Genomic DNA, 16,860 nt, shown 5'->3' on the forward strand with positions numbered 1-16,860 from the left:
GACAAGTCACTATATGCCTTTTCCCGACATAAGTATTAACAAACAAGCCTGTAGATTTTTTGCGCTAGCAATCAGAATCACTTCTTTGGGCTTTTTTGTAAATCATTAACATTGTGTGTTCAAAGAATACGTAGCGTATTATCTTTATTTTGTTCAAATGAAAAAGAGCAATATCTGAAAAAGTTTTTTGTAAAAACGGCAAATATAATGCGCCTTTGTATTATTTAAAAAAGTGTTTTGTCAATTAAGTGGTTTATCAATTTCTAATTATCTTTACGATATATATAATCAATGCTTTCCACTATGAGTTCAGCTTGTGACAGGATAGTGTTAAGCAATATTTATAATGCATATCAGAGAACTACGCATGACATTGAAACTTAATTTCAGAAAGTCGTTAATAATATTTTCAATGACTTTAGTTGGAATAGCTGTTGCTATTAGTAATTATATTTCCTATTCCAATACTGAGCAATTGCTTATGAAAAGAGTTCAAAATCAAATGCAGACCGCATTAGTCACCGAAGCTGAAATGTTCCAACAAAGAATCGATGATATAAGTCATAGTGTCACGGAGTTTGCCAAACTAGTAGAAAGCCAGAAAAGCCGTAATGAAATGGCAAGTTCAGTGGCTGTAATGGCTAACTTGATTAATGCAGATTCAGTAGTTGTAGGGTTTGATGATAATGTGGCTTTTGGATCCCACTGGAAAAATCAGCTAGCACCAACTAGCTATCAGGTTACAAACCGTTCTTGGTACAGAAGCGCTAAGTTGACTGAGCAAGTGACTGTATCTGACCCTTTTATTTCAATGGCAAATGGCGAGATGGTATTTAGCATTGCCAAACGTTTTTCGGATGGAGTAGTTGTGGCGACTGTCAAAATGGAGCTACTTAAAGAAATGGTCGATCGTGCTGCTGCTTCTGCCAAAAATGGTATTGTCGTTCAGGCAGACGGCACGGCAATATATTCAAATGTAAGTGCAGTGAAACCTGGTGATAAGACACAGCAATTCGCACCAAAGCTTTATCAATCCATTTTGGCAGCCCATGATATCGACTCTTTTGAGCAGATATATGATGGACAAAATGAAATTGTGCTAACAAAGAAGTTAATTGTTCGCAACAATACTTGGTATCTGGCTATAGCAGTATTAGAACGCGATGCTTATGCTCTCCTTGGTTCAGTAAGGCGTGACGCGATTGTATCTATTATTGTGTCAACGATAGTCGCAGTTGGTACTATGTTGTTGCTCTTACATTTTTTATACCGACCAGTGATCCAGTTGAGGAACAAGTTAGCTGAACTGGCGTCTGGTAGGGGTGATTTGACTCAGCGGTTATCCGTAGTCAATGAACATGATGATTTGGGTATCATTACTATTCATATAAATCAGTGGATCGAGAACAACCAACACATGATGCAGGAGATACGGTCTGTTTCTGAAGCTTTAGGCGTCGTAATAAACGAAGTTAGTGAAACTGCGCTATCTAATCAGGAGGCTCTATCCTTACATGTAAAGCAGACCGAGTTAGTCGTTAGTGCAATAGAGGAACTGAGTGTTACATCGAAAAATGTATCTCTGAATGCTTATAATGCAGCAGAGTTGGCTCATTCTGCTAATAAAACAGGTCGTGAATCCAGAGAGATCGTGCTTGGTGCTCAGAATTATGTATTGTCACTCGTAAAGGACGTTCAACAATCAGCAGAAAGTGTTTCTGCAATGAATGACAAAACAGAAAACATTGGTTCGATTACGGAAGTTATTGGTGGGATTGCGGGTCAGACTAACTTATTAGCTTTGAATGCAGCAATCGAAGCAGCCAGAGCCGGTGAACAGGGACGGGGCTTTGCTGTTGTTGCCGATGAAGTACGTCATTTAGCAAGCCGGACACAGTCCAGCACTGTTGAAATAGATGAAGCGGTAAAAAACCTTCTGGCAAGTAGCGATAGCATAGTATCAAATATGGAGTTGACCCGTCAGGCCGGAGAGTCAGCTGTCAGCGAAACAGAAGTAGTTACACTTAGCCTGACTTCCCTCACTGACCATATTAATGAAATGAACTCCCTATCTTCAGAGATAGCTACGGCAGCTAGTGAACAAACAAGAGTTACGGGAGAGGTTGCTAAAAATATCTTTAAGATCAGTGAAATGGCTAATGTAGTGAGAGATAACGTCGAGCATTCCGCTAAAAATGTAGACACTATCGCCAGTATGTATAGCCAACTTTCATCAATGGTAGCAGAGTTTCAAATCGATTAGATTAGCAGAAATACTATCAGAGGGGAGATTCCCCCCTCTGTAATGAATGAGCCAAAGCTAAACTACAATGAAAAATGTCGGTAAGTTAAACGGGTGTTAACTCCCTCCAGCTTAGTTCTTCCAGCTTTCCGTCAGTTTCCTTCTGAAAGACTTTAAGGTGATCAGTATTCAGGTGATATTGAAAAGCATCCTCGTTTTCATACAATTCAATCATCATATAAAGGTTCGGAAGTTCATTATCCTGATGCAAGCTATATCCCAGTACGCCAGGCTCTTTATCAAGTACTTCCTGAGCCAGTTTTTTTAGTGAATTTTCCACTGATGCTGAATGCTCACTACTAGCATGGATTCTTGCCACTACGGTCTTATTCGTCATCTTATTCGTTCCTTAATAACCTTGTTATTTAGTAAACATTGCTTTCATGCTCTGATACAAACCTTCGGTATCGTAGCCGTTTTTACTGTACAGATATGGTGTGGTTGCAATAGGTACAAACTCATCCGGACAGCCCAGACGTTTGAACTGGCAAGCAATACCTGTCTCTGCTATGGCAGAACCAACCATAGCCGTCAGTCCACCGCTCAGATTGTGATCCTGTGCGGTTACTACCCGACCAGTAAGTGCTGCTTTACGAACAGCTTCAGTATCCAGAGGTTTGATAGTGTGCATATCAACAACTCGCACGCGAATTCCTTCTTCTTCCAGACGATTAGCTGCATCCAAAGCCATCTGAACACAGACACCACTGACGATAAACGCCCCGTCTTCACCCTCTTTAGGAACAAGCGCTTTGCCAATTTCGTATTCATAGTCATCCTGATAAATAGGTTCGGCTGATTCCCTGCCAATACGGATGTAAACCGGTGACTTTAATTTGTAGGCCGCATCAAGCATTTTCTTTACCATCCATGGGTCACCAGGCTCAAGTACAGTCATTCCGTTCATGCTGCTCATGATGGCACAGTCTTCAAGAGCACAGTGGGTGGCTCCCATGTCCCCCGCAGAATAACCAGCACCTGTCCCCATTAAAATAGCAGGCAGCTTTCCATAGCAGATATCCGTTCGAACCTGCTCACAAGCACGCATGGAAAGAAATGGAGCCATACCGGTTATCAACGGATGCTGTCCCTCATGAGCGAGTCCTGCCGCGAAACTTGCCAGGTTTTGTTCTGCGATACCGACATTAAAGGAGCGTTCAGGGTATTTCTCTATAAAACCAGTGCTGCGGGTTGAACCACCTAAGTCAGCATTTACGACGACAAAGTCTTCGTATTTATCACCCATCTCGACGATATGTTTACCAGCAACGTCCCTTGCGCTTTCTGCAAAAACTCAAGCACATCCATAGTTTTTGCCTGATCTGCCATTACGCTTCTCCTCTTTTTCTTTATAGTTCTGCTCAATATCTTTCATTGCCTGTTGATAATCAGCATCACTTAGCTGACCTGCATGCCATTTTTTGCTGTTTGCCATGTAACTAATGCCGTTACCTTTTACTGTGTTGCACAGAACCAGAGTAGGTGCATCACTCTGAGGTGAAGGTAGGTGATCAACGACATCGACCAGGGCTTTAATATCGTGGCCGTCAACTTCAATAACGTTCCAGCCAAATGCCTTCCACTTATCCGTCATAGGATCCATTCCCATTACATCTTTAGTGAAACCATCAAACTGAAGTTTGTTGTAATCAAGGAAGGCAACTACATTACCAAGTTTATAGTGTGCAGCAGTCATAATGCCTTCCCACATAGAGCCTTCGTTCAGCTCACCGTCACCAATAACAACGTAAACCCGGCTATCACTGGCTTTGTCTCGCAGTGCTTTGGCCCGGCCTACCGCAACAGGTAATCCATGTCCGAGTGAACCGGTGGAAACATCAACGTAAGGGTTAATCAGGTTGCACGAGTGCATACCAAAGCGACCGTTATCTGATGCGTACTCTTTATAAATGTCTTCTGCATCGTAACAACCACGAATTGCCTGAGAGAAACTGGTAACTGCTGCCGCATGCCCTTTGCTGAGTACAAAGCGATCTCGTTGTTCCCATTGCGGGTTATTGGCGTCGTATTTGATCGCGTATTGCCATAATACAGTCATAACTTCCACGACGGAGAAATCACCACCAATGTGCATTAATGTCTGGTTGCACAGAGTCAGAAGATGCTTACGTAACTCGTAGGCTTTATCTTCTAGCTCAAGAAGCTGCTTTTCATCCATATTTCATAACCTCTAAATTAGTTCTATTTTTGCGTTCATATTAAGCTAATGAACTTGATTCGATAAAAATAATGAACTAACTCCGGCTAATTAATAAAGCTTCCTATTCTATATTTAATTTGCTTATCACGAATAATTTATTTAGCCTTTGAAATTCGGTAATGTCGAATTATAGCATTGACATGTTATTTATTAGATGGTGTGGATTTTTGTTAAAATAACAAAACTATTTTGTATTTATAGTTATGGCTAACAACTTTAGTTTAGTGTTAGTTTATTCATGTTTATGGAGAAAACTGGGGCTCAGATTGAACTAAAGGGGTGATATGAAACATATCCAATCGATAGAGCGAGCAATGCTGGTATTGGAAGAACTATCAGCTGCTAACGCCCCTTTGAGCTTATCCTATCTTGCTCAAAAGCTATCGTTGAAAAAGAGTACATTACACGGCATATTGAACACGTTGTCGAGTTTGGGATATGTCGATAGCCAACATCACCTCTACACCGTAGGAACCGGGGTTTTCGGTTTCCATCCCTATATTGATACTTGCTATGAGAAAATTAAAAACAAGTTTTTCTACCACTTGGATGCGGTTTCCAAAATGACACCTGATTTGGTTCTTTTATCACTCCCATGTGGATTAAATGAGTACATTTGTATTGAAGGGTTAGGTAAAAACAATAGTTTAAATAGAAAAGATTTTGTAGGAATAAAAGAAAAAACAACCAAAACCCCAACCGGAAAAGTAATTCAGGCATTTTGTCATAAAAATAATACGGATAATATCAGTCAGTTAAATTCTGAGTTCTATAGAGAAATAAATAAAATTCATAACGAAGGCTTTGCAACAAATATCTTTGAGAAAGACGCAGACATATACCATATCTCAGCACCTCTGTACGACAAAGGTGAGGCCATTGCTGCGATTTCTTTGGTTGGAACCAGAGAGCAGCTAAAAAAAAGACCTCTCTTACATCACCTTGGGATATTACAAGGGACATCTTTACTCCACGTTCGGCACTCATAACCTCTTCAATCTGCTCGATAATGATAATCCAGATAAATGAAGCCTTGAGGCTTTTTACCTTCAAATTCCGTTTCCTAAATAACATCTTCATTGAGTATGCCCAGTTGAGGGACGGTTCTTGGAGCATGTCAGGATACTACTACTTCCTGTTCCCCTATTAGATCAAAGGTCTAGCTTGAAAGCTAGACCTTTGTATATGTTTTCAGCAGTCTGAATGCCATGAACTAATCATGGCAGTGTTTCTATTTTGTGATGAAACCATTAGCCTTTAGCCAATCACGGGTCACATCACCTCGCGCTTGCCCTTCACGACAAACTTTATAGTCCAGTTCAGCTATGATGTCGTTTGAGAAACGAAGTGAATCCAATTTTCGAACCTGCTCATCCGTAAACAGATCCTTTTTGTCTTCTCTAAGAAGCAATACCGCTCTGTCTACGATACCCAACAGGCCTTTAGGCTCTTTAATCTCGCGAATATCATATCGATAATGTAAAAATTGTGGCTTCCACAAAGGAACAATCACCCATTCTTCATTTGCTACCGCATTTTCGAAGGCGTTGAAGCAGTCATCTTCCGTACCGGTAAAAAACTCATACCCGGCATCACTTAAGCCGTATTCTTCCATCATTTTAATAGAGAAGCGGGTAATACCAGCTCCCGAGTTAATTCCCTGAATTTTCGAAATCATCTTGTCAGCGACTTCTGGTTTTACCAGGTCTGCGACTTCAGACACTTCATCTTCAGGAACATAGCCTGGTACACCCCAGTGGGCATAAGGTTCATAGTGTAGGCCAAGTTCAATGAGTGATACCTTTTCCTCAACATCTGCTTTATAAATGCCGTGACTTGATGGAAGCCAGGCGGAAGAGAGCATATCAACCTCTCCCGATTTTAGCTTTTTAAAGTTTTCCTGGTGAGGAGAGAAGACTTGTTCAACCTCAAAGCCCATATCAGTTAATACATTTGCAACCAGTGACGCTGTAGTGTGATGAAATGAGAGATCAGTTACACCAATAGTGATTTTTTTTGCCATTTATTGTTCCTCATATTTAGCAACTTGCTAACGTTGGAACGATGCTACTGCTAATAAGTAGAGCAAAAAACAGTTTCAAAATTGAATTATTTTCAAAGCTGATTTGACAATCACTACCGGATACAAAACATTGTGTCTGACTGCTTTCTCTCTATCCATGCTGCGCGACTTTCTTTTGTCGAGAACTCTTCTAGCTTAAACTGAGACCAGCGAGGATAACCTATCCTAATTAATGTATAAAACGCCCGTGACTGCCAGTCTAGTGCTTGTTTGCTTGGGGTTCGAACCTCATTGCTCATCTTTATGTCTAATAAGCAGGTAATGATATCACCGCTTTCCGCCATTACTTCGCCGTTATCCTTAACGAGGATAGGAACCTTCTTTTTCCCTATAAGAGTGGTAGGTGTTTCAACATCATCATATCCAACAACGACTTCTTCTAAATTAACTCCCAGCTTGCGGGCAATATACAGGACACGCGAGCAAAAAGGACAGTGCTCATAGATATATAATTTCATACGGTACTCCATATATCTTGAACTAAGTAGGTCAGGTTATTTGAAACACTTTCTTTTCTCAATTGAAAAAAGGAGCGTAATAAAGGCACGGCTGAACGTGATTTTTATAGGTAGGAACAATTATCAAATTTGGTTGGATAATATTTCAAATAAGAAGCTGTTTTTCTGTTGCCCCTAGCACTCTACGATTGCGTCAACTCAAAAGTTAACCCAAAAAGGACGCGATACAATGAAACCTCTTAAGACTCTGCTTGCATTAAGCACTGCAATGATTTTAAACACAGCAACTGCCGCAACAGGCAATTTAGAAGTGGTAGCAAAACTAGATGGAACCCGCCCAGGAAATCCGACTGTAACGCCAGAAGGTCGCATCATTCTTTCTATGCAACCACTGGATGCACCTGAGTTTCGTGTTGTAGAGCTGATGGCAAATGGTGACCTAAAGCCCTTCCCTACCGTTGATTGGGCAGACGGACCGGAGAAAGGTAAAGTTGGTCTTGCATCGGTTATCGGTGTGGATACCACAGCAGATGGTGTCGTATATATCCTTGATATGGGTAGCCAAACCACTCCAGCGCAAATTGTTGCGTGGGACAGCGTAAACAACAAACTGGTTAAAGCTATCGAAATCGATAAAAGTGTGACGGTAGCAAACTCCTTCCTTCAAGATTTCGCATTAGATACCAAACGCAATATGATGTATATCGCTGATACAACACTAGGTAACCTGGTTGGTGAATCAAAATCTGCATTTGTTGTTGTCGATTTAGAAACAGGTAAAGCGCGTCGTGTACTGGAGTCTCAGGCTGAACTAATGTCGCCTGAACATAAAGTCGTGATCAACGGTTCAGTTATGGGAACAAAACGTAAGGACGGTAGCAAAGAGGCGCTGTATCTTGGCCTTAACCCGATTACTATCGATGAGCAAAACGAGTGGGTTTACTTCGGCACAGTAAACGGTGACAAGGTATACCGTATCCCGGCTGCGGTACTGGCAGATGAAAAAGCTTCTGTTAAAAAGCAAGCTGACAGTATTGAGTACTTCAGCAATAAGAAACCAAGTGATGGCATGATGATTGGTCCTAAAGGCAATATTTATGTGGGTGACCTTGAGAAAAACGCTATTGCTGTTTCAAACCAAGATGGCTACCGCATCCTGGCTCAGGATAAGAAACTTCTTGATTGGGCTGACGGTTTTTCAATTGATAAGAAGAATGGCTATCTGTATATGACTCAGAACCAGCTACATCTTCACCCTGCCTTAAATGAGGGCGAGGAAGGTAGCAGCAAGCCATATCATATCCTTCGCATTAAACTATCTAAGTAATCAGAAACGAATAACACTAATAGCCAGCACATTCCTGCTGGCTTTTTTACACCAAAACTATTATCAAATAATGTTTGAAAATGATTCCATCGTTAGACTCTTTATAACGAATGATGGCAGAGCTACCATCAACTCCGTTGTCACGTTAAACAATTTTATTACAGAGGAATGAACAATGGCTAAACTGACTATCGTTGCAAATATCGTTGCAAAAGAAGACAACATTGAACTGGTAAAAACTGAGCTACTTAAGCTTATCGATATCACTCGTGCAGAAGAAGGTTGCATCAACTACGACCTTCACCAAGACAACGAGAACCCAAAGCATTTTGTATTCTATGAAAACTGGGAATCTCGTGAGTTGTGGCAAATCCATATGGGTAACCAGCACCTAAAAGACTATATTGAAGCTACAGATGGTAAGGTTGAACTGTTCACTGTACAAGAAATGAACCATATCGCTTAAATAAGTTAAAGTTATATACAGTCGTTACAACTGATTGAGAACCAAGGGCCGACTATTTGATAGTCGGCCCTCTTGGGTTTGTTATTTTTAATAAGAGAGAGTAGATATGCAGCTTGAAGATTTGCAGGTTGTACTTACAGTCGCAGAATTTCGCAGTATCACCGCTGCTGCGACAGCCCTTGATATGCACACGGCAACGGCCAGTGCAGCAGTAAAACGTGTTGAAGCAACACTAGGAGCTGAGCTCTTTGTTCGTACAACCCGGCGACTGAGATTATCTAGTGCAGGAGAGCGCTATCTACCTGAGTGCGAAAAAGCAATGCAGATGCTTGAACGGGCAAAGCAGAATATGCGGGACGACCAGGACGATATTGATGGTGAAATTCGCATCGCCCTTTCCTCTGATTTAGGTCGGAACCTGGTGGCGCCCTGGCTTGATGAGTTTATGGCTACAAATCCGAAGGTAACTCTCAGAAGTCATATCAGCGACAGCAACATCGATTTCTACCGTGATTCCGTTGATATGGCCCTTCGCTATGGTTCTCCAAGCGATTCAAGTATGTATGGTTTCAAAATCTGCGATGTGCCCCGGCTACTATGTGCAACGCCTGATTATTTGAAGGAGTATGGGACTCCCGATCAGCCAAATGATCTCTTGTCGCACAATGCGCTGCTTTACCAATTGCAAGATACGTTACAGGACACATGGAAGTTCTCTGATGAAAAACAGGATTACAAAATAAAGCTGAAAGGAAACCGGGCTTCTAATGATGGTGACCTGGTCAGACGCTGGTGCGCTTCTGGGAGCGGACTGGCTATCAAGTCTTGTTTGGATATGGCACCAGATCTGCTTTCCGGCACAGTGATAAATGTGATGCCGGAGTATAAGCCGACTTCAACCGAACTTTGGTTGATTTGCCCCAGCAGACAATCAATCACGCCCAGCGTGAGGCAACTGCGTGATTTGTTCAGAGAGAAGACCGAGAGTATTCTGAATCAGTTGTCTTCTAAAGGAATTCTGGATTAACCCAACTGGAAGCCAGAGAGAATGTGCGGTACTGAGGAGTACCGCTTAGCCCGAGCTGAGGTTAAATCGCTTCTAAGCCTGAGTAGAGCATCTTACAACCTGTAATAAACAAAACGGCATAACTGATTTTATATATCATTTCTTGTGAGATGATTTTTACCAGCCAGACACCTGTTCTAACCCCCAAAAAAGCAATCGGTATCAGAGTGAATGAAGTTAATAGGTTTTGTGCATCCAACTGTCCCATGTAACTATATGGAACTAACTTGATAAAGTTGAGCAAGGCAAAGAAAACAACACTGGTACCGATTAATTGCTCTTTAGGCAATTGCTTAGGTAGCAGGTACATACTGGCGGGAGGTCCACCCGCATGAACCAGCGTACTAGAAAACCCAGAAAGCACACTCAGAGCGTAACCTCTTATTGCCGAACTCGCTTGAGTCTGGCCAAGTAAAAACTTTTGCCCCAGAAAAGTCAATGCCAGCCCACCAATGATCAATTCAACGATATACGAGGGCAAACTCCCCATAAAGTACGAAGCGATAATAACGCCCAAAATAGCAAATGGTAGCATGGACTTTAGCTCACCATAGTTGCAGTTTTGTCGATGGTAGATAAGCGCCATAAGATCCATGATACATAGCAGGGGAAGCAGTATGGCAGCGGCTTGCACTGGCGAAACACTCATCGCCATAAGTGGAACAGAAAGCATACCCAAAATACCACCAACGCCACCTTTACCCATGCCATAAAAGAACACTGCCGGAATAGCAGTAATATAAAACCAAATATCTGTAATCATTTTTTACTCACATAAAAAGAGCTGGGGGAACAAAAAGGTAGCTCTGAACTGCCTGAAATGGGGCATCCTCGCGAAGCCCCGATGGATGCCTAGTGAATGGTAATGTGATCTCAGAGAGTGATAAACACTATATGAATTGAATCGCTTTCAAATATGGTTTGATAATAAGAACACAAGTGTGAAGTCGCGGGAATTTATCTAATATCTTTTAACTTTTTTTCAATAGAATCCATCAGATTCCCCGTGATGGAAATATCAAATGCTGCCTCTATCTCACGGATACAGGTAGGGCTGGTTACGTTAATTTCGGTGAGTTTGTCACCAATCACATCCAGCCCGACAAAGATAAGCCCCTTTTTCTTAAGTGTGGGGGCAACTGCGTTTGCAATCTTAAGATCGGTCTCACTTAATGGCCTTGGTTCGCCTGTACCTCCCGCAGCAAGGTTGCCCCGGGTTTCACCTTCGGCAGGAATTCGAGCCAGACAGTAAGGCATAGGCTCGCCATCAACCACCAGAATTCGCTTATCGCCGTTGCTGATATCCGAAACAAAAGTCTGTGCCATGGCGTAGTATTCGCCGTTGTTAGTCAGCGCTTCAATGATAACAGAAACATTTGGATCGCCCTGTTTTACGCGGAAGATAGACGCACCACCCATGCCATCAAGCGGCTTAAGGATAATATCGCCATGCTCATCCTGAAATTCGCGGATTCTTTTTGCTTTGCGGGTAACTATGGTTGTCGGAGTCAGTTCCGGGAACCAGGCTGTAAACAGCTTTTCGTTACAGTCACGCAGGCTCTGAGGTTTATTAACGATTAGTGTGCCTTTCTCTTCGGCGCGCTCAAGAATGTAAGTTGCGTAGATATATTCCGTATCGAACGGAGGATCTTTACGCATTAATACGGCATCCAGCTCAGAAAGCTCAATAGTCTGTTCTGACTTGAATTCATACCAGCCGTTTGGATCTTCCTTTAGCTCTACGATCTTTGTCTCAGCCATGGCAACGCCTTGTTCCAGACTAAGATCCTGCATTTCCATATAATGGATTTCATAACCGCGCTTTTGCGCTTCAAGCAGCATGGCGAAACTTGAATCTTTTTTGATGTTAATGGATGAAATTGGGTCCATTACAATGCCGAGTTTAATCATTATTTACTCCCGATTAACTAAGATCACTAGAGCGAACTTGTAGTACTACACCTTAAAAATTTGCAACGAGAAAAGTATCAAAATCTAACCGATCTGATTTTTCCGACTCTTCTTGCTCATACCATGAACGGGTGACTTCATTTTCCATATCTTTCGCGCTATAGAAGCGGTAGCGATGGCTTAAATGTGTATTTACGTGTTTAGTCCCCATTTCATAACCAAATGCTTTGATTCCCCCTGCCTTTTCGATATCTGCCTGTAACTGACCCGCTATTGTCAATTCAGGATGGTTAATTACCTCGGTTAGCCTGTGACAAACAGATTGATAATCTGTTTGTCCGTTTGCTTTATCCATAGCCTCGGCGAGATGGGTTATTTCCCCGATTATCAAAGTTGCCCACTCCTGTAGCGTCTTAGTTTTCCCATAAGTTCCACACTGAAGCTTTAATCCCGGTTTCCTGCCTTGATGAGTCACTTTTTTCCAGTTACTTAGGCAGTTTTCTCTTTCGCGCTCTGTCATTAAATCTGAGTCTTTTAATACCGCCCAAATCAAAAATAAGTCCAAAAACCGAACCTGTTCCTCACTAATACCTACAGAGCTATATGGGTTAATATCCAGTGCGCGAACTTCAATATACTCAACCCCCCGTTGACTTAAGGCCTCATAGACTTTTTCATCTTTGTTTGGAACCCGCTTAGGTCTAATCGGTGCATAAAACTCATTTTCCAGTTGCAGAATATTGCTGTTGAGCTGTTGGTATTCTCCGCCAACCTTTACACCTATCTGCTCAAATGCTGACGAAGATGTGCGCGTTGCATTTTGCAAACCAGACAAATAGTCATCCAGGCTGCTCAGACTGATGTTAAGCTGCTCTTGAGTGTTATTTGAATAACCTATATCGCTTAAACGTAAGGAAGTGGAATAAGGTAGATATAGTGTATCTTCAACTTTAAGAAACGCTTTGTCCGTCTCCTGTTCGTTTACGTATGAAGAGCACACTGCCGGAGACGCACCAAAAAAATAAGGGATCAGCCACCCAAAGCGATAGTAATTTCTGATCAGGCCCAGATAGGCATCAGACTTAGCTTCTTGCCGTTGCTCTTTGCATTGCTTGCCAAAAAGCTCATCCCAGAAGGACTCAGGCAATGAGAAATTGTAATGGACACCAGAAATGATCTGCATCTTACTACCATACCTGCTCTTAAGCCCTTTTCTATAAAGAGTCTTAAGCCTTCCGGCATTGCATGCACCATACTGCCCAAGGACGATGTCACTTTCACTCACATTGTAAGGCATCGACATTGGCCACATATATTCAGAGCCTAAATTGGCTTGGGTAAAATGATGAATATCTTCCAACTGTGCGAATAACGTATTGATATCTCTCGACACTGGTGTGACTATTTCAAGTTGAGACTCAGAAAAATCGGTAGTGATCCATTTATTTGCGTAGGCAGAGCCCAGCGCTTCCGGATGCCGTGTTTTCGCAAGCCTGCTTTGTTTACTGTAACGCAGCGCCTCTCTTTCAATGCCACGCTTGAGGTTATTAAATACACTGGGATTTTGGCATACCTGAGCCAATCTCAAAGAAAAACTAGTCATAAAGAAAATACATATAGGTATAACCCAAGTGCCATGTACTTGGGTTGATTTTGTAAAGTTAGCAGTCGCATTATTGTTAATTACTCAACAAACCGAGCCTGGTAGAGCTGGCTAAGTGTTCAGATGCTTAGCATGAAATTCCAGATGGTCATCTATAAACGTTGAGATAAAAAAATAGCTATGGTCATAACCGGGCTGCATTCTCAGATTAAGTACAGAACCGTTGGTTTCTGCAGCTTTGAGCAGTTGCTCTGGTTTGAGTTGTTCCACCATAAATTCGTCTGCGTCCCCCTGGTCCACCAGGATTGGTAAGTCAGACTTTTTCAGCATCAATAGCTCGGATGCGTCGTAAGTTTTCCAGGTTGAAAAGTCATTGCCCAGATATTCTGTGAATGCTTTCTTTCCCCATGGACACTGCATCGGATTGGTAATAGGGCTAAAGGCTGAAATAGATTGATATCTTTCAGTGTTATTGAGTCCAACTACAAGAGCACCATGTCCACCCATACTATGGCCCGAGATAGACTTGATACCCGATACAGGGAAATTCTCTTCAATAAGTTTTGGAAGTTCTTTCAGAACGTAGGAGTACATATGGTAATGCTCTGACCAGGGCTTTTGAGTCGAGTTGACATAAAACCCAGCTCCCTTCCCGAGGTCATATCCTTCAGCATCAGCAACATGATCACCACGAGGACTGGTATCAGGTGCAACAATGGCAATACCCAGCTCTGCTGCTTTTTTAAAGGCTCCGGCCTTTTGCATAAAGTTTTCATCGGTGCATGTCAGGCCTGACAGCCAGTACAAGACTGGTACAGGATTTGTCTTTGAAGCGCCTGAAGGTAAAAATATCGCGAAGCGCATATTGCAGTCTAAAGAGCGGGAGTCGTGGGTATACTGCTTGTGCCAGCCTCCGGCAACCTTATGCTGGCTTACATTTACAAGTGTCATAGTATCTGGCTCTTAAAAATTGGTAGTGACAATCGCTGTGTTAGCGAGTGCGACGCAGCGATTGTCTGTCGTTTTATTGATATTACTTATCCATGTGGATAACAGTACGAATGCTCTTACCTTCATGCATCAGGTCAAAAGCGTCGTTGATATCTTCCAGTCCCATGGTGTGAGTAATAAACTCTTGCAGACCAAACTCACCCGCCATGTAACGCTCTACGATTTCAGGCAGCTCAGAGCGTCCTTTAACACCACCGAATGCACTGCCACGCCATACACGACCAGTTACCAGTTGGAATGGACGGGTGGAGATTTCCTGGCCAGCACCGGCAACACCGATGATGACAGATTCGCCCCAGCCTTTATGGCAGCACTCAAGCGCCTGACGCATAACATTCACGTTACCGATACATTCAAATGAATAATCCACACCACCATCTGTCATCTCAACGATCACTTCCTGAATTGGCTTATCGAATTTTTGAGGGTTGATAACATCTGTAGCGCCTAACTGCTCTGCCAGCTCAAACTTACTTTCGTTAATATCAATACCAATGATTCGGCTTGCACCAGCCATACGAGCGCCGATGATTGCCGACAGGCCAATACCACCCAAACCAAAGATAGCTACTGTATCACCTTCTTGTACTTTTGCAGTATTAAGAACCGCGCCCATACCCGTTGTCACACCACAACCTAGCAGGCAAACCTCTTCAAGCGGCGCATCTTTGTTTACTTTTGCCAGAGAAATTTCCGGCAGAACAGTGTATTCAGAGAAAGTAGAACAGCCCATGTAGTGATAGATAGGCTCGCCGTCTTTATAAAAACGAGTTGTACCATCCGGCATCAGACCTTTACCCTGAGTTTCTCGTACCGCCTGACAAAGGTTGGTTTTGCCAGACTTACAGAACTTACACTCACCACATTCAGCGGTATAAAGTGGAATAACATGATCGCCAACTTCAACGCTTGTCACGCCTTCGCCGACCATTTCGACGATACCGCCACCTTCATGTCCAAGAATCGAAGGGAAAATACCTTCCGGATCATCACCGGAAAGGGTGAAAGCATCGGTGTGACACACGCCAGTTGCAAGGATGCGAACCAACACCTCACCTTTCTTAGGTAGCTGAACATCCACCTCTTCCATTTTTAATGGCTCACCCGCCGCCCATGCAACGGCTGCTTTTGATTTGATAAATTCCTGACCAGGTTTGATATCTAATGACATGCTTAATTCCTTCGAATTCAAAACGAGATAAAGTTCTAATGATGAAAAGCACTTAGAACTCGTGAACTTTTAATTTAGGCGTATTTTAAATCTTTCCTGATGATTGATAATCCAGTGAAATTAAAAATGTCTTTTACGTATATGTAATAATAGCTAGACTAACGGCGAGTACCTTAATGAGAGTAAGAAATGGCAAACTGGGAAGGTGTCACAGAATTTGTCGCTGTGGCAGATACACAATCGTTTACTAAAGCCGCGAAAAAGCTGAAGACCTCTGTTGCTCAGATAAGCAGACGAGTTGCAATGCTGGAAGAAAGGCTGGCGGTAAAGTTGTTGCTAAGAACAACCAGAAAAGTATCCGTCACCGAGGCGGGGCAAATCTACTATCTTCACTGCCGTAGTTTGGTCGAGGGGCTTGAAACAGCAGAACTGGCTGTAACTCAGATGCAATCGACGCCGAAAGGACTGCTAAAAGTCACAGCCCCTGTCGCTTATGGTGAGTCCCATATCGCTCCTTTACTTAATGACTTTCTGGAGCTCTATCCTCAGGTGGACCTTGATCTTAACTTAACCAATCAGACCATTGATCTTATCGAGTCCGGAATGGATATAGCCATTCGCCTGGGCCGTCTTAAAGACTCTAGCCTAATCGCGAAGAGGTTAGCGTCGAGGCAATTGTTTGTCTGCGCCACACAGGATTATCTCGAGAAATATGGTATCCCCTATACCCTGTCTGAACTAGAAAACCATAATTGTTTAGTCGGCTCTTCGCAGCACTGGCGCTTTAGAGAAAATAAAACCGAAAAATCCGTTAAAGTGACAGGACGTATCCACTGTAACTCAGGATTTGCACTGTTAAATGCGGCCACTCGTGGTTTGGGGTTGGTTCAACTACCGGAATATTATGTTCAGGAAGCTTTAGATTCCGGGAAGTTAATTGAAGTATTAAGTGATTACCGGGATGAAAAAGAGGGTATCTGGGCACTGTATCCGCACAACAGAAATCTATCACCCAAAGCTCGGTTGTTAGTTGACTTTCTGGCAGAAAAACTGAGCTAATTCCAAAAAATGACGCCTAAAAAGGTGAGCCAGAACTGCATGTTTTCAAACAAACGGCAAATTCTGCATATGAAATTTTTAGTAACATAGGTTGTGAGTTACAGTTTCTGTCCAGAATGTATGGTACGCCCCGTTTTGCAAGTAAAAATTCAAAATAACGGAGTTGGTTTGCGCTAATGATG

At 42.6% G+C, this 16,860-nt stretch carries 16 protein-coding genes and 1 pseudogene; 6 read left to right on the forward strand and 11 right to left on the reverse strand.

Translation table 11 applies throughout. The annotated features are described in order from the left end of the window. Nucleotides 1-481 precede the first annotated feature (481 nt). On the forward strand, nucleotides 482-2,263 hold the full coding sequence (locus P7F88_RS21820; RefSeq protein ID WP_277828240.1) for a methyl-accepting chemotaxis protein: 1,782 nt from the start codon (nucleotides 482-484) through the stop codon (nucleotides 2,261-2,263). 85 nt (nucleotides 2,264-2,348) lie between these two features. Here P7F88_RS21820 and P7F88_RS21825 read toward each other — a convergent pair whose 3' ends face one another. The 4 genes and pseudogenes from P7F88_RS21825 to P7F88_RS21840 all read right to left on the reverse strand — a co-directional run bounded on the left by P7F88_RS21825 (nucleotide 2,349) and on the right by P7F88_RS21840 (nucleotide 4,481). Continuing rightward, the gene (locus P7F88_RS21825) at nucleotides 2,349-2,639 is read right to left on the reverse strand and encodes a putative quinol monooxygenase (RefSeq protein WP_277828242.1); all 291 of its coding nucleotides are present in this window, start codon (nucleotides 2,637-2,639) and stop codon (nucleotides 2,349-2,351) included. Between the two features lie 24 nt (nucleotides 2,640-2,663). Next, a complete protein-coding gene (locus P7F88_RS21830; RefSeq protein WP_277829251.1) occupies nucleotides 2,664-3,119 on the reverse strand; it encodes a transketolase C-terminal domain-containing protein in 456 nt (151 codons plus the stop codon). Further along, nucleotides 3,111-3,566, reverse strand: a pseudogene (locus P7F88_RS21835) (transketolase family protein); the annotation flags it as partial. The pseudogene P7F88_RS21835 and the gene P7F88_RS21830, both read right to left, overlap by 9 nt. Nucleotides 3,567-3,596: 30 nt before the next feature. Continuing rightward, nucleotides 3,597-4,481: a transketolase gene (locus P7F88_RS21840; protein WP_277828244.1), complete on the reverse strand. Its 885-nt coding sequence runs from the start codon at nucleotides 4,479-4,481 to the stop codon at nucleotides 3,597-3,599. 326 nt (nucleotides 4,482-4,807) lie between these two features. Here P7F88_RS21840 and P7F88_RS21845 point away from each other — a divergent pair, with 326 nt between their 5' ends. Continuing rightward, nucleotides 4,808-5,512, forward strand: a complete 705-nt coding sequence (locus P7F88_RS21845; RefSeq protein ID WP_277828246.1) for a helix-turn-helix domain-containing protein — start codon at nucleotides 4,808-4,810, stop codon at nucleotides 5,510-5,512. 242 nt (nucleotides 5,513-5,754) lie between these two features. Here P7F88_RS21845 and P7F88_RS21850 read toward each other — a convergent pair whose 3' ends face one another. Together P7F88_RS21850 and grxB are read right to left on the reverse strand one after the other, a co-directional pair. Next, nucleotides 5,755-6,546, reverse strand: coding sequence for a glycine betaine ABC transporter substrate-binding protein (locus tag P7F88_RS21850; RefSeq protein ID WP_277828248.1), 792 nt, complete (start codon nucleotides 6,544-6,546; stop codon nucleotides 5,755-5,757). A gap of 113 nt (nucleotides 6,547-6,659) precedes the next feature. Beyond that, a complete protein-coding gene (gene grxB / locus P7F88_RS21855) occupies nucleotides 6,660-7,064 on the reverse strand; it encodes a glutaredoxin 2 (protein WP_277828250.1) in 405 nt (134 codons plus the stop codon). A gap of 229 nt (nucleotides 7,065-7,293) precedes the next feature. Here grxB and P7F88_RS21860 point away from each other — a divergent pair, with 229 nt between their 5' ends. The 3 genes from P7F88_RS21860 to P7F88_RS21870 all read left to right on the forward strand — a co-directional run bounded on the left by P7F88_RS21860 (nucleotide 7,294) and on the right by P7F88_RS21870 (nucleotide 9,884). Further along, on the forward strand, nucleotides 7,294-8,391 hold the full coding sequence (locus tag P7F88_RS21860; protein WP_277828252.1) for an L-dopachrome tautomerase-related protein: 1,098 nt from the start codon (nucleotides 7,294-7,296) through the stop codon (nucleotides 8,389-8,391). 175 nt (nucleotides 8,392-8,566) lie between these two features. Further along, complete coding sequence (locus tag P7F88_RS21865) at nucleotides 8,567-8,857, forward strand: putative quinol monooxygenase (RefSeq protein ID WP_277828254.1); 291 nt, start codon at nucleotides 8,567-8,569, stop codon at nucleotides 8,855-8,857. 106 nt (nucleotides 8,858-8,963) lie between these two features. Continuing rightward, nucleotides 8,964-9,884: a LysR family transcriptional regulator gene (locus P7F88_RS21870; RefSeq protein WP_277828256.1), complete on the forward strand. Its 921-nt coding sequence runs from the start codon at nucleotides 8,964-8,966 to the stop codon at nucleotides 9,882-9,884. Between the two features lie 61 nt (nucleotides 9,885-9,945). Here the strand turns inward: P7F88_RS21870 and P7F88_RS21875 are convergent, their stop codons facing one another. The 5 genes from P7F88_RS21875 to P7F88_RS21895 all read right to left on the reverse strand — a co-directional run bounded on the left by P7F88_RS21875 (nucleotide 9,946) and on the right by P7F88_RS21895 (nucleotide 15,619). Next, entirely contained in the window at nucleotides 9,946-10,686 is a 741-nt protein-coding gene (locus P7F88_RS21875) for a sulfite exporter TauE/SafE family protein (protein WP_277828258.1), read from the reverse strand. Between the two features lie 194 nt (nucleotides 10,687-10,880). After that, entirely contained in the window at nucleotides 10,881-11,834 is a 954-nt protein-coding gene (gshB, locus tag P7F88_RS21880) for a glutathione synthase (RefSeq protein ID WP_277828260.1), read from the reverse strand. Nucleotides 11,835-11,886: 52 nt separating this feature from the next. Next, nucleotides 11,887-13,437, reverse strand: coding sequence for a glutamate--cysteine ligase (gene gshA, locus P7F88_RS21885; RefSeq protein WP_277828262.1), 1,551 nt, complete (start codon nucleotides 13,435-13,437; stop codon nucleotides 11,887-11,889). A gap of 111 nt (nucleotides 13,438-13,548) precedes the next feature. Next, entirely contained in the window at nucleotides 13,549-14,388 is an 840-nt protein-coding gene (gene fghA / locus P7F88_RS21890) for an S-formylglutathione hydrolase (RefSeq protein ID WP_277828264.1), read from the reverse strand. Nucleotides 14,389-14,470: 82 nt separating this feature from the next. Next, nucleotides 14,471-15,619 (reverse strand): S-(hydroxymethyl)glutathione dehydrogenase/class III alcohol dehydrogenase, encoded by a 1,149-nt coding sequence (locus P7F88_RS21895; protein WP_277828266.1) that lies wholly within the window; start codon nucleotides 15,617-15,619, stop codon nucleotides 14,471-14,473. Nucleotides 15,620-15,808: 189 nt separating this feature from the next. On the opposite strand from P7F88_RS21895, the gene P7F88_RS21900 reads away from it, so the two are divergent. After that, on the forward strand, nucleotides 15,809-16,678 hold the full coding sequence (locus P7F88_RS21900) for a LysR substrate-binding domain-containing protein (RefSeq protein ID WP_277828268.1): 870 nt from the start codon (nucleotides 15,809-15,811) through the stop codon (nucleotides 16,676-16,678). Nucleotides 16,679-16,860 lie beyond the last annotated feature (182 nt).

The organism is Vibrio hannami (genome assembly GCF_029589055.1).
Classification (GTDB): Bacteria; Pseudomonadota; Gammaproteobacteria; order Enterobacterales; family Vibrionaceae; genus Vibrio; species Vibrio hannami.